The sequence below is a fragment of the Micromonospora sp. CNZ285 genome (assembly GCF_004637285.1).
Genome location: NZ_SPQD01000001.1, coordinates 6,564,872 through 6,577,027, shown reverse-complemented (window position 1 = coordinate 6,577,027; position 12,156 = coordinate 6,564,872). Strand labels below are relative to the sequence as shown.

General features: G+C 73.8%; 13 protein-coding genes. 4 read left to right on the top strand and 9 right to left on the bottom strand.

The genetic code is table 11. The features are described from left to right. Positions 1–31: 31 nt before the first annotated feature. Entirely contained in the window at positions 32–814 is a 783-nt protein-coding gene (locus CLT75_RS30530) for an aldo/keto reductase family protein (protein WP_135243554.1), read from the bottom strand. 78 nt (positions 815–892) lie between these two features. Between CLT75_RS30530 and CLT75_RS30525 the strand changes: the two genes are divergently transcribed. After that, on the top strand, positions 893–1,927 hold the full coding sequence (locus CLT75_RS30525; RefSeq protein WP_135243553.1) for a DNA polymerase ligase N-terminal domain-containing protein: 1,035 nt from the start codon (positions 893–895) through the stop codon (positions 1,925–1,927). An 8-nt stretch (positions 1,928–1,935) separates the two neighbouring features. Then, positions 1,936–3,117 carry a threonine synthase gene (locus tag CLT75_RS30520; protein WP_135243552.1) on the top strand — a complete coding sequence of 394 codons (1,182 nt, stop codon included), beginning with the start codon at positions 1,936–1,938 and terminating at the stop codon, positions 3,115–3,117. A 36-nt stretch (positions 3,118–3,153) separates the two neighbouring features. On the opposite strand, the gene CLT75_RS30515 is transcribed toward CLT75_RS30520, so the two are convergent. Next, on the bottom strand, positions 3,154–3,546 hold the full coding sequence (locus tag CLT75_RS30515; protein ID WP_013284343.1) for a cupin domain-containing protein: 393 nt from the start codon (positions 3,544–3,546) through the stop codon (positions 3,154–3,156). 249 nt (positions 3,547–3,795) lie between these two features. After that, entirely contained in the window at positions 3,796–4,149 is a 354-nt protein-coding gene (locus tag CLT75_RS30510; protein ID WP_486485307.1) for a hypothetical protein, read from the bottom strand. Positions 4,150–4,480: 331 nt separating this feature from the next. On the opposite strand from CLT75_RS30510, the gene CLT75_RS30505 reads away from it, so the two are divergent. Next, positions 4,481–5,497: a beta family protein gene (locus CLT75_RS30505; RefSeq protein WP_209310408.1), complete on the top strand. Its 1,017-nt coding sequence runs from the start codon at positions 4,481–4,483 to the stop codon at positions 5,495–5,497. 2 nt (positions 5,498–5,499) lie between these two features. Here the strand turns inward: CLT75_RS30505 and CLT75_RS30500 are convergent, their stop codons facing one another. Next, the gene (locus tag CLT75_RS30500) at positions 5,500–5,781 is read right to left on the bottom strand and encodes an iron-sulfur cluster biosynthesis family protein (protein ID WP_047894073.1); all 282 of its coding nucleotides are present in this window, start codon (positions 5,779–5,781) and stop codon (positions 5,500–5,502) included. Between the two features lie 317 nt (positions 5,782–6,098). Here CLT75_RS30500 and dacB point away from each other — a divergent pair, with 317 nt between their 5' ends. Continuing rightward, positions 6,099–7,682: a D-alanyl-D-alanine carboxypeptidase/D-alanyl-D-alanine endopeptidase gene (dacB, locus tag CLT75_RS30495; protein ID WP_135243550.1), complete on the top strand. Its 1,584-nt coding sequence runs from the start codon at positions 6,099–6,101 to the stop codon at positions 7,680–7,682. 22 nt (positions 7,683–7,704) lie between these two features. Here dacB and CLT75_RS30490 read toward each other — a convergent pair whose 3' ends face one another. From CLT75_RS30490 to CLT75_RS30470, 5 genes are all read right to left on the bottom strand, one after another. Continuing rightward, the gene (locus CLT75_RS30490; RefSeq protein ID WP_135243549.1) at positions 7,705–8,016 is read right to left on the bottom strand and encodes a hypothetical protein; all 312 of its coding nucleotides are present in this window, start codon (positions 8,014–8,016) and stop codon (positions 7,705–7,707) included. An 87-nt stretch (positions 8,017–8,103) separates the two neighbouring features. Further along, positions 8,104–9,009: a hypothetical protein gene (locus CLT75_RS30485; RefSeq protein WP_486485306.1), complete on the bottom strand. Its 906-nt coding sequence runs from the start codon at positions 9,007–9,009 to the stop codon at positions 8,104–8,106. A 125-nt stretch (positions 9,010–9,134) separates the two neighbouring features. Then, positions 9,135–10,127 (bottom strand): hypothetical protein, encoded by a 993-nt coding sequence (locus CLT75_RS33540; protein WP_486485305.1) that lies wholly within the window; start codon positions 10,125–10,127, stop codon positions 9,135–9,137. A gap of 892 nt (positions 10,128–11,019) precedes the next feature. Then, entirely contained in the window at positions 11,020–11,472 is a 453-nt protein-coding gene (locus tag CLT75_RS30475; RefSeq protein ID WP_135243547.1) for a pyridoxamine 5'-phosphate oxidase family protein, read from the bottom strand. 54 nt (positions 11,473–11,526) lie between these two features. After that, positions 11,527–12,120, bottom strand: a complete 594-nt coding sequence (locus CLT75_RS30470; protein ID WP_135243546.1) for a pentapeptide repeat-containing protein — start codon at positions 12,118–12,120, stop codon at positions 11,527–11,529. Positions 12,121–12,156 lie beyond the last annotated feature (36 nt).

Below are 12,156 nucleotides of genomic sequence, written 5' to 3'. Positions count from 1 at the left end.
TCGCGGACCGCGCCCCCTTCGCGGGTACGCCTCAGCCGGCGAGTGCGTCGATGTCGCGCATCTCCTCGGCGGTGAGCGAGAACCCGAACACGTCGACGTTGGCCCGGATGCGCTCCGGCGTGACCGACTTCGGGATCACCACGATCTCGTGGTCGATGTGCCAGCGCAGCACCACCTGGGCCGGCGACACGTCGTGCGCCTGGGCGATGCGGACCAGCACCGGGTCGGACAGGTCGCTGGTCTTGAACGGGCTGTACCCCTCCAGCGCCACGCCCCGGTCCCGGTGGGCGGCGTGCGTGTGCCTGTCGTACAGCGACGGGCTCCAGCGGATCTGGTTGACCGCCGGCGTCTCCTCGGTGGCCTGGATCAGCTCGTCGATCTGCCCGATCGAGTAGTTGCTCACCCCGACCGTGCGCGCCATGTTCTCGTCCCGCGCGGCGAGCATCTCCCGCCACACCGGGATGCTGTCGCCCGGCGCGGACGGCGGCCAGTGCACCAGCCACAGGTCGACGTGGTCGGTGTCCAGGGCGGCCAGGCTGGCCTCGATGGTCTCCCGCTCCCGGCCCACCCGGTCCGGCGGCAGCTTGGTGGTGATGAAGACGTCCTCGCGGCGCAGCCCGCTCTCCTTGACCGCCCGCCCGACCTCCTTCTCGTTGCCGTACATGGTGGCCGTGTCGATGTGCCGGTAGCCGGCGTCCAGCGCGGCGAGCACCGCCTGGAAACCGGCCTCACCGGTGGCCTGCCACGTACCGAAGCCGAGCAGCGGGATCCGGACGTCGCCGGCGAGCGGAAGGGTGGGCTGGTCGCTGTCCATGTCCCCCGTTCTACCCCGGTTGGCCGCACACACACCGGCATCCCGGCGCGTACGGCGGGTCTGGGGGAGGATGCGGGGATGGCGGACCGGCTGGAGGAGTACCGGCGGAAACGGGACGCCGCGCGTACCCCGGAACCGGTGCCCGAGCGGCCTCCCGGCCGGAAGCGGTCCGCGCGGCGCGCGCCCCGCTTCGTCATCCAGCAGCACCACGCCCGGAGCCTGCACTGGGACCTGCGCCTGGAGCACGACGGCGTGCTGGCCTCCTGGGCGGTGCCGCGCGGCCTGCCCCGCGACCCGGGCCGCAACCACCTGGCCGTGCACACCGAGGACCACCCGATGGAGTACCTGACGTTCCACGGGGAGATCCCCGCCGGGGAGTACGGCGGCGGGCGGATGACAGTGCACGACACCGGCACCTACCGCGCGGAGAAGTGGCGCGACGACGAGGTGATCGTGGTGCTCGACGGCGAGCGCACGAAGGGCCGGTACGTCCTGTTCGCCACCGGCGGGCGGGGCCGGGACTGGATGATCAGGCGCACCGACCCGGCGCCGGAGGGCTGGACGCCGATGCCCGACCTGGTCCGCCCGATGCGGCCCGCCGAGGGCGGGCGGCTGCCGCGCGACGCCGCCGCCTGGGGGTACGAGCTGCGCTGGGCGGGCGTGCGCGCGATGGCGTACGTCTCGGGCGGCCGGCTGCGGCTGCTCGACGGCGACGACACCGACGTCACCGGGTCGTACCCCTGGGCGCGGGCGATGGCCGAGGCGCTGGCCCCGGCCGAGGCGGTGCTCGACGGCGTGCTGGTCCGGATCGACGGCGCCGGGCGGGTCCGTCCGCCGACCCGGCGCGACGGTCAGTTCCTCGCCGTCGACCTGCTCTGGCTGGAGGGCGTGTCCAGCCTCGACGTGCCGTACGCGCAACGCCGTGACCTGCTCGACGGTCTGGCGCTCACCGGTCCGCACTGGCAGACTCCGCCGTGGTTCCCGGGAGTCGGCGCGGACGCCCTACGGGCCGCCCGTGAGCAGGGGCTCCCGGGAGTGGTGGCGAAACGCCTCGACTCCCCGTACGAGCCGGGCCGGCGCAGCCGGCACTGGCTGAGCATCGACGCGAGCTGAGGACCACCGTGCACCTGACGCACCTGGAGTGCCCGCGCTGCGGCAGTGAACACCCGGCCGACGTGTTGCAGAACCTGTGCGGCTGCGGCTCGCCGCTGCTGGCCCGCTACGACCTCGCCGCGGTGGCCGCCACCGTCGCGCCGGAGCAGTTCGGGCTGCGCCCGGCCGACCTGTGGCGCTACCGGGAACTGCTGCCGGTGGCCGACCCCCGGTGCGTGACCACGCTGGGCGAGGGCTGGACGCCGATGTGGCGCGCGCCGGCGTACGGCCACGAGATCGGCATCGCGGACCTGATCGTCAAGGACGAGGGGCTGACGCCGACCGGGTCGTTCAAGGCGCGCGGCGCGTCGGTGGGCGTGAGCCGGGCGCGGGAGCTGGGCGTGCGGCGGATCGCCATGCCCACGAACGGCAACGCCGGCGCGGCCTGGGCCACGTACGCGGCGCGGGCCGGGATGGGCGCGACGATCGCCATGCCGCTGGCCGCGCCGACGATCTGCCGCGAGGAGTGCCTCGCCGCCGGCGCCGACCTGCGGCTGATCGACGGCCTGATAAACGACGCGGGCCGGGAGATCGCCGAGCTGATCGCCGGGTCGGACGGAGGGATCTTCGACGCCGGCACGCTGCGCGAGCCGTACCGCCTCGAAGGCAAGAAGACCATGGGGTACGAGATCGTCGAGCAGCTCGGCTGGCAGGTGCCCGACGTGATCGTCTACCCGACCGGCGGGGGCGTCGGGCTGATCGGCATCCACAAGGCGCTGCACGAGCTGCGCGAGCTGGGCTGGGTGGAGGACCGGCTGCCCCGGCTGGTAGCGGTGCAGTCCACCGGGTGCGCGCCGATCGTGCGGGCGTTCGCGGCCGGCGAGGAGCGCGCCACCCCGTGGCAGGACGCGCACACCGTCGCGTTCGGCATCACCGTCCCGGCCCCGCTCGGCGACGAGCTGATCCTGGCCGCGCTGCGGGAGAGCGCCGGCACCGCGATCGCGGTGGACGACGCGGAGATCCTCACCGACCTGCGCGACTTCGCCGCCCGGGAGGGGCTGCTGCTCTGCCCGGAGGGCGCGGCCTGCCTGACCGCCGCCCGGCACCTGCGCGCGGGCGGGTGGATCCGGCCCGGTGAGCGCGTGGTGGTGCTGAACACCGGGGCCGGCGTCAAGTATCCGGGTCTGGTGCACAGCGGGGCGCCCGTCTGACCGGCGCGGTCGTGGCGCCCCGCTCGATACCTGCGGTCAGGAGGTGGGCGGCTCGTCCTCGCCCGCCTCCTCGGCGGCGTCCGCCTCCTCCTTCGTCTTGTGCACCGCGCCGTCGGCGTGCTCCGGCGGGCCGTAGACGGTGTAGAGCACCAGCGGGTTCGGCCCGGTGTTGACGAAGTTGTGCTTCGTGCCGGCCGGCACGACCACCAGGTCGCCGGAGACGACCTCCTTCTTCTCCCCAGCCACCCGCGCCTCACCGGTGCCGCTGACGAACGTGAGGATCTGGTCGATGCCCTCGTGAACCTCCTCGCCGATCTCGCCGCCCGGCGGAATGGTCATGATGACCAGCTGGGTGTGCTCCCCGGTCCAGAGCACGCGGCGGAAGTCGGGACTCTTCTCGGCGACTGTCGCGATCGTGAAATGCTCCATGGCCCGCTCATACCCCGATCACGCGCCCGCCACGCCGGGAGTCGCAGATGGTGGAATTCCCCACGCCGAGCCGGTTTGGATGCCCTGAGACGGGGCATGTGCTGCCGACAAGACCGGTGCGGGCTGGGCCGGTCGAGCCAGGTCCCCGCCGGCGTACCGCCGTACGGCTGCGGTGGTGGGAGACGGCCGGAGCGCGGCGACGTTACGACCGGAGGTCGTGCGGCGCCGTGCGCTCGTCTGCGGGTCCGGTCAGGCCAGCACGGCCAGGTGGAACGGGCGGTCCGCGTGCCCGCTCGCGCCGTGCGTCTCGACGAACACCGCGTTGGCGATGCCCGAGCGCGGCGCCACGGTGATGACGCCCTGCGGGACCAGCCCGTTCGCCGTCGCCGGGCCGACCGTCCCGACGTACGCCGCCCCGGCCACGTCCTGGTCGAACGCCACCTGGTACATCCCGGCGGCGAGCCGGGTGGCCGAGGTGGCGCCGAGGCCCCGGACGAGCCGTCCGTTGGCGTCGACCACGGCGAACAGCATGCGCGCGGTGGGCGGTAACCCGACCGGCGCACACGAGTTGATCTCGGTGTCGGCGCGCGCGGCATCCCGCATGCTCGGGATCGGCTGGCCGGTGGTTTCCCTCCTTGCCCTGCGGCTCGGCATGGTGATCCTCTCTCCCGCCGGTACGCCGGCAGGAGGCGTTCGTGCACTTCCGGGCGATCGTCGGCGGTCCCCCTCGGTGATTCCGACGCTATGTCGGCGAAGCGCCCGGCAACCAGCCGGAGGACTGTCCGATCACTGACAGTGGACGGACCTGAGCTGCGGAAACGTCGGTCTGATGGTCGACTTCGCGGCTCGCTCCGCCGGCCCCTGCGACGCCCGTTCCGGCGCCGGAGCCGACCGGAAACCATGACGCAGCGCAATCGTCTGGCTACATTGAAGTATGGTGCCGCCGCTCCGAGGTCGACCTCCGGTCTACCGCCCGGTGCTGGCCGCCCGGCGCGGGGAGCTGGAGGCGCTGACCCGGCTCGACGGCGCCTCCGCCGCGCTGCTCGCACCGATCCTCGACGTTCCGGCCGACGCGCCGTCCATCGTGGACGCACTGAACCGGCTGCCCGACGGGCTGCTACCCGCCGTCGACGTGTCGGCGCTGCCGGACAGCGCGGACCACGATCCGGCCCGCTGGGGCGTACCGCTGGTGCCGGTCATCGGTCTCGCGGACAGTGACCGGCGGCTGGCCGCGCACGGCGCGGCGGCCCGGGCCTGGGCGCACCACGCGGTCGTCCGGTTGCGGGTCGGCCCGGACCGGGCCGGTCCGGACGCCGCGACGGCTGCGGCGGAACGGGTGTGGCGGGTGACCGGACTGCTGCCCGAGCAGTGCGATCTGCTGCTCGACGCCGGGGACGTGTGCTGCCAGGCCGACGTCCGGCTGGCCGAGCCTCGGGTCCGGCGGGTGGCGCAGTGGGCCCGGCGGCACGCCTGGCGCTCGGTCACGGTGGCCGCGGGCGGGATGCCGCCGTCGCTGTCCCGGCTGCCGGTGGACGAACCGGTGCGGCTGGACCGCTACGACTGGTCGCTCTGGCGGCGCCTGGCCGACCTGGGCCTCGGGTACGGCGACTACGGCGTGGGCTGCGCGGTACGGGACGCGGACGAGCCAGGCGACCGGACCCCGACGCTGCGCTGGGCCGCCGACGACGCGTGGTGGGTGTACCGCTGGTCGCGGCGGGGCGGCCGGGGCGACGAGCGCTTCGCCGACCTGTGCCGCACGCTCACGACAGCGCCGCACTGGTCGACCGCCGGGGCCGGCTTCTCCTGGGGCGACCACGAGATCGTCCGGCGGGCGCGGCGGGGCGCCGGCGCGGGCTCACCGGCCAACTGGATCGCGTGGAGCACCTCGCACCATCTGGCGCACGTGCTGGCGGCGCTGGTCCGGCCGGAACCGGACCAGCGCGCCGGCTGACCTCACTCCTTCTCGGTGAACCCGAACTGGACCACGCCCTCCTCGTCGACCACCGCGTCCACAGACGTGTCGTTCAGCAGCTCGGCCGCGTCCGAGTCGAGGAAGATGCGTGCCCCCTCGGTGTCCACCACCTGGTCGCCCTGCACCGGCTGCGGCACCAGCTCGATCGAGAGCGAGCCGGCGTCGGTGTCGGCGGCGATGCGCAGCCCGCCCGCGTCGGCGACGTCCTGCTGCGCGGCGAGGTCACGGATCACCAGGACGGCGTTGTCGGTCATGGTCAGCATGGCTGAACTCCTCATGGCTGGATGTCGGGTTTCGCGGGCGACACGGCCCACGCGGTCGGCTCGCGACCCGGAAGCGGGCGAGACACGGTCCCGCCGCGCTGGAAGCAGGGCGGTTCCCCGGCCCTCACCCCCACCGTGCCCGCTGCCAGGTCATCCGTCAAACGGAACCCGGCGATCGGCCGCTCCCCGGTGAACAGGTGTTTTCCCCGAGCCGTACCGGGAACACCGGGGGTTTGCGGTGCTCGCGCCGGCGGGCCGCAAATAACCTTTCGCGCCGGAGCCTTTCCCGGAGGAAATCTCCGTGGCAGCATCGTCCCATGCATCGACGCCTATTCCCCCGGGCGCTCGCGGTGCTGGCGCTGGTCGCCACCGCGGCCGCCGCCGGCACCACCACCGCCACCGCCGAAGCGCCCACCCCCGGGCAGACCCGGCTGAACGCCACCATCGACGCGGTCCTCGCCGACAGCCGCCTCAACGGGGCGCAGGCGGGCGTGGTCGTCGTCGACACCACCACCGGTCGTACGCTCTACGACCGCAACGGCACCCGGCGGCTCATCCCCGCCTCCAACACCAAGCTGCTCACCTCGGCGGCGGCGATGGAACTCCTCGGACCGGGTCACCGTTTCGCCACCGAGGTCAGCGCCGACGGGCCGCGCCGCGCCGGAATGCTCTCCGGCGACCTCTACCTGCGCGGCGGCGGCGACCCCACCATCCTCGCCGCCGACTACGACCGCCTCGCGCAGCAGGTCGCCGCCGCCGGCGTACGCGTGGTCGCGGGCGATCTGGTCGCCGACGACACCCGCTACGACAAGGGCCGGCTCGGTCCGGACTGGACCTGGGACGACGAGCCCTACTACTACTCCGCCCAGGTGTCGGCGCTGACAGTCGCCCCGGACACCGACTACGACGCGGGCACCGTGATCGTGCACGCCGCCCCCGGCACCCGGGCCGGCGCCCGGCCGAAGATCACCATGACGCCGGAGAACGGCTGGCTGCGGATCGACAACCGGGCCGAGACGGTCGCCGACGGCGAGACCACCATCTCCTTCGAGCGCGAACACGGCGGCAACACGGTGGTGGTGACCGGCCAGATCGCCGTCGGCCAGGCCGCCGAGAGCGACTGGGTCACCGTGTGGGAACCGACCGGGTACGCCGCCGACGTGTTCCGCTCCGCGCTGCGACGACACGGCGTACGGGTGCTCGGCCGGACCGTGCTCGGCACCGCCACCCCCGACACCGCCAAGCCGCTCGCCCGGCACGACTCGATGCCGCTGGCCGACCTGATGGTGCCGTTCCTCAAGCTCTCCAACAACGGGCACGCCGAGGTGCTCACCAAGGAACTCGGCAGGCAGCTGTCCGGGGCCGGCACCTGGGCGGCCGGGCTGTCAGCGATCAGCGGATACGTGGGCGACGCCGGAGTGGACACCGGCACGCTGCGCCAGCGCGACGGGTCCGGCCTGTCCCGGCGCAACCTCGTCCCGCCCGCCCAGTTCGTCACGCTGCTCACGGCGGTCCGCGCCGAACCGTGGTTCGACATCTGGTACGCCGCGCTGCCGGTGGCCGGCAACCCGGACCGGTTCGTGGGCGGGACGCTGCGCAGCCGGATGGGCGGCACCGCCGCCGCGAACAACGTGCACGCCAAGACCGGCAGCCTGACCGGCGCGTCGGCGCTCTCCGGCTACGTCACCGACGCCGACGGACGGCTGCTCGCCTTCTCGATCGTGCTGAACAACTACCTCACCTCGTCGGTGAAAGGGCTGGAGGACCAGATCGCCATCGCGCTCGCCTCGTACACCGAGAAGGAGACGGCGAACGCCCGGCGGGCTGTGCCGGTCGCGCCCGAGTCGCCGCGCGTACCGGAGGGGCGGGAGTGCTCCTGGGTGAAGCCCGCGCTCTGCTGACCGGCCCGTACCGCCCCGGCGCTCAGGCGCCGGGGCGGTACGGGCGCGGGTCGGCGGCCGGATCGCCGCGCTCGACCAGCGCGTCGATCTCCGCCGACGGCAGTCCGCGCAGGGTGAGCACGCGGCGGCCCCACCGGTGCAGCCGGCACGGGTGCGGGCTGGCGTCGTTGCGGCAGATGGTCCCGCCCGACCAGGCCCGCGGCGCGTGCACCACCACCGCCCGCACCGCGAACTGGACGTCCTCGACCGTCACGTACGGCGGCATCGGGATCTCGCGCAGCACGTCACAGTCGGTGCGCGGGCGGGCGGGGGCGACGGGTGCAGGGCCGGTCATCGGTCGGGCCTCCACAGAGGATGGTCGGACGGGACAACGGAAACGTACGACGCCCGGCCGGGTACGCGACGGACAAACTGTCCCCGCTCAGCGCAACGCCACCGCCTGCAGGCTGACGTTGCCGCAGTCGCCCAGTGACTCCTCCACCGTCCAGTTCATCAGCAGCCGCGCGCCACGCGAGGCGCGGAACTTGATCGTGAACTCGGTGGTGAGCGCGGTGTGCGGATCCTCCATCCGGAGCGTGGCCACCGGGCCGCCGCTGGAGACGCGCACGTCGAGGCGGCCCCGGGCCATCCAGAGCCCGGCGTACAGACGCACCGTGCGCTGCTGCCCGTCGGCGGCCACCGACAGGTTGAACCCGCTGCCCCGATGGCAGGTGTAGACGCCGGACATGGTGCCGCTCGCCGACGCGACCGGGTTGCCGTCACGCCAGGCGTACGCCTCGGGGTTGTTGCTGAAGCTCTCCCGCCGCCCTCGGCCGCCCTCGTCGCGGATCTCGCCGGAGCCACCGCGCTTGCGGACCGTCCGGTCGGCGCCGGTGAGCCCCCAGTGGACCCAGTCGGTGGGGCCGGCGGCGGTGAGGTCGACGGTGGCGGGCACGTCGGCGCGGGTCACGGTGACGGCCGGCGGCAGCGCGGGCGTCGGTGACTGCGGCGGCGTGGACGGCGACGGGCTCGGCGACGGCGGCCGCTGCCGGGGACGCAGCCCCGGGTTGACCACCGAGTCGTCGGCCTCGTTCGGCAGCCCGACCCGGCCGGGCGGCGCCACCGGCACTCCGGCGTGCTCCTCGCGTGGCGTGTCGTGCCGTTCGACGCCGAGGTAGACGGCCAGCGCCGCCAGGCAGAGAAGGGCGGCCAGCCCTTCGAGCATCAGCCGACGCCGGCGGCGCAGCCGGCGCAACGCGGACCGGGTACGCGGAAGGCCGTGCCGGTGCGAGCCGGGGCCGGTACGCGGACGGTCCTCCTGGCCCACCACACCCTCCACTTCGGTCACGACACCGCCGGATACGACAGGTGTGCGACGGGCTTCACGGTGTCACTGCACGGCTCTTTGCGCCATATGTCGAGTGACGGGCGTTTCCAGTTCGTTACCTGACGACCGCTCGCCGGACCGGCCGCTCAGCTTACCGTGATCGCCTGCAGCGCCACCCCGTCGTTCTGCCCGCCGGTCACGGTCAGGGCGTGCCACCTGATCAGCAGCCGCTCCCCCGGGGCCGCCCGGAAGCGGATGACGTACTGGTAGAAGCGGTCGCCCGCGGCGAGGGCGACCTCGCGGACGGCGGGATCACCACCACTGGACAGCGACAGGTCGAGCCGCGCGCCGGCCGAGAACGTGCCGACGAACAACCGGACCGTACGCAGATCCCCGCTCCCGGCCACGCCGAGCGTGAAGCTCTTCCCGGCGCCGCGCTGGAAGACACCCGCCCGGGTGCCCTCCTGACGCGCCGTCGGCGTGCCGTCGGTCCACTGCAGATCACAGGCGCCCGCGTTGTGCTCCAGCCGCTCACCACCCGGATCCTGGATCTCGCCGGTGCCACCCGCCTTGCGGTGGAAGCTGTCCGCGCCGGCACCGCCCCAGTGCCGCCAGTCCCGCGTACCGAGGTCGGTGAGCGACAACGACCCCGGCAGCGGCGCCAGGTCCACGTCGAGCAGCGGCCCGCCGGGCGCGACCGGTTTTCCGGTGGCCGGTGCTTGGTCGCTGGGTGCTTGTCGGCTCGGTGCCTGACCGCTGGGTGCCTGGTCGTTCGGTGCTTGGTTGCCGGGTGCCGCCACGGGCGCGGTCTCCCGGGTCAGCGGGGGCGGCGTGGACGACCGGGCCGCGTACGCCAGCGCCGCCACCAGGCCGGTCACGGCCACCGCCGCCAGCACGGCACGCCGGCGCCGACGGCGGGCCCGGGCCACCGCGACCCGGGTAGCAGGGACGTCGGGCGGGGGACGCATCGGACCGGCGATCGGGGCGAGGGTCCGGCTCAGCCGGGTCTTCGCCGCGTGGGCCGCGGCGCGCAGCCGGACGGCGAGACCGCCGGTCAGGCCGGACAGGCCGCCGCTCAGGTCGGCGAGGCGTGCCGGGACGCTCTCCCGGGCGGAGTGCCGGCCCGGTCTCGCCTCCACCTGTTGAGGCAGACCGGAGTCGGCCGGCTCGTCAGCGCCACCCGGCCGTGCCGGCGACGGAGCGGACAGGTGCAACCCGATCGGAGCCGGCCCGACCAGAGGAACCCGGCCGCCGGGCGGACTCGGACGCGGCTCGGGCACCGACGCTGACGTCCCGGAGACGAGCGGGCCTGGTCCGAGCGTCCGGGAGGCTGGCGGGTCCGGGCTGGGCGGAGTCGACGTAGGAGGGCCGGGCGCGGGAGGGCCTGCCGGAAGCGTGCCGGACGCGGGCATGTTGGCTGGAAGTGGGCCTGCGGCGGGGAGGTCGGGAGTCGGCGGGCCGGAGGTGCGCGGAGGCGGCCAGACAGCGGTACCCGGCGGTTCCAGGTCCCCCACGGAAACCCGATCGTCCGCGTCGGCCGCTGGGTGCTCGCCGTCCGGCGGGTTCACCGTCCGGGGCGTGGCGGGATCCGTGTCCCCGGGGAGGCGGCGTGGACCGGCGGGGCGCTCCGGCGCGTCGACCCCGTCGTCCGGTGTGGGCAGCCAGCCCCCGACCCGGATCCCGGTACGCGCGATGTCGTCCTCAGCCACCGACCCTCCCTCGGCCACCGGCGGCGAGCGGCCCGGCCCCGTGGCTCGCCGTAGGGAGGATGACACAGAACGCGATCTTGCAGAAGGCAACAGCCCACGCAATTCCCACGCCTGCCCGGCGCCGACCACCCCAGCAGGACAGATCTTGGAGGATTTCCGCCCCCACAGGGGCCATTCCGTACCAAGATCTCCCGTACCCCAGCCACGGCGGACCGCGCCCACCCGGGACCGTCGGGTCGATCATGAAGTTGGCGGCGGCAAAACGGGCATCCAAGGCCGCTAAGTTCATGATCGACGCGTGTCAGCGGGTGGGGGCGGCGGGTCAGTGGCGGGTTCGGCGCTGGCGGCCTCGGGTGGGGTGCCAGCTCTCGATCACAAGGTGGTCGGGTGGGTCGCCGACCCGGGTGAGCACCACCTCGGTCAGCTCGATCCGGAAGCTGTGCGAGCCGTCCTCGGCGGGCGGCTCCTCGTGCGCCCGGCCGGCGATCTTCGCGTCCCCGTCCCAGGTGGACGGGTCGTCCGGCGGCGCGTCCTCGGTCGGGCTGTGCAGCGCCACCCGAGGATCACGGAGCAGGTCGCGCGCCTTCACCGCGCCGGCCATGCTGCCCAGCCGCAGCTGCCCGTCGTCGCCGAAGTCGAACTCGGTGCCGCTGATCCGCGGCGAGCCGTCCCGCCGCAGTGTCGCCATCGTGCCGTGCTTGCGGACCGCGAAGCGGTCGCGTACCCGCGCCGCGAACTCGGGCTCCGCCGCCACCAGATCGGACCACCATGTCATGTGCCCGAGTGTGTCCGGAAAACCTGACAACCCGCGGCACATTTCCCAGCGGACTCAGCCCACCTGGAAACCGAGCGCCTGCGCCAGGATCACCGCCTGCTCGGCGTCGATCCGCGCGCCCGAACGCTGCACCGCCGTCGGGTCGAGCGCGGACAGGTCGCTGCCGCGCAGGTCGGCCCGGATCAGCTTGGCGGCGTGCAACTGGGCGCCGGAGAGGTCCACGCCGGTCAGCGTCGCGCCGGTCAGGTCGGCGCCGGTCAGGTCGACCTCGCGCATCCGTACGTCGGTGATCCGCGCCCCGCGCAGGTCGGCGCCGGCGAGCGTGACGAAGGACCAGTCGCCCCGGTCGACCCGCAGCGGGCGCAGGTCGCAGCGGTCGAACGTGCTGCCGACCAGCTTGCAGCCGGTGAACTCGGCCTCGAAGAGGTTGCACTTGCTGAACGAGCACCTGGTGAACGCCGAGTCGGTGTGCCGGGAGGCGTTGAACGCCACGTTGCCGAACACGCAGTCGGTGAAGACCGCGCCCCGGCTGACCGCCTCGGTCAGGTCGACGTGGAAGAACTCGCATCGCACGAAGTGCCGGTCGGCCAGCTCCTCGGCGTACCAGTCCTGCTGGCGGTAGGTGACGTCCTCGACCGGCTCGGGCATGCCACCGACCCTAGTGACACTTCCCGGCCGCGGGTA

Coding starts and splice junctions, on each gene's coding strand:
- CLT75_RS30530 (WP_135243554.1), bottom strand. CDS start 814: ATGGACAGCGACCAGCCCACCCTTCCGCTCGCCGGCGACGTCCGGATC.
- CLT75_RS30525 (WP_135243553.1), top strand. CDS start 893: ATGGCGGACCGGCTGGAGGAGTACCGGCGGAAACGGGACGCCGCGCGT.
- CLT75_RS30515 (WP_013284343.1), bottom strand. CDS start 3,546: ATGGAGCATTTCACGATCGCGACAGTCGCCGAGAAGAGTCCCGACTTC.
- CLT75_RS30510 (WP_486485307.1), bottom strand. CDS start 4,149: ATGCGGGATGCCGCGCGCGCCGACACCGAGATCAACTCGTGTGCGCCG.
- CLT75_RS30505 (WP_209310408.1), top strand. CDS start 4,481: ATGGTGCCGCCGCTCCGAGGTCGACCTCCGGTCTACCGCCCGGTGCTG.
- CLT75_RS30500 (WP_047894073.1), bottom strand. CDS start 5,781: ATGCTGACCATGACCGACAACGCCGTCCTGGTGATCCGTGACCTCGCC.
- dacB (WP_135243550.1), top strand. CDS start 6,099: ATGCATCGACGCCTATTCCCCCGGGCGCTCGCGGTGCTGGCGCTGGTC.
- CLT75_RS30490 (WP_135243549.1), bottom strand. CDS start 8,016: ATGACCGGCCCTGCACCCGTCGCCCCCGCCCGCCCGCGCACCGACTGT.
- CLT75_RS30475 (WP_135243547.1), bottom strand. CDS start 11,472: ATGACATGGTGGTCCGATCTGGTGGCGGCGGAGCCCGAGTTCGCGGCG.
- CLT75_RS30470 (WP_135243546.1), bottom strand. CDS start 12,120: ATGCCCGAGCCGGTCGAGGACGTCACCTACCGCCAGCAGGACTGGTAC.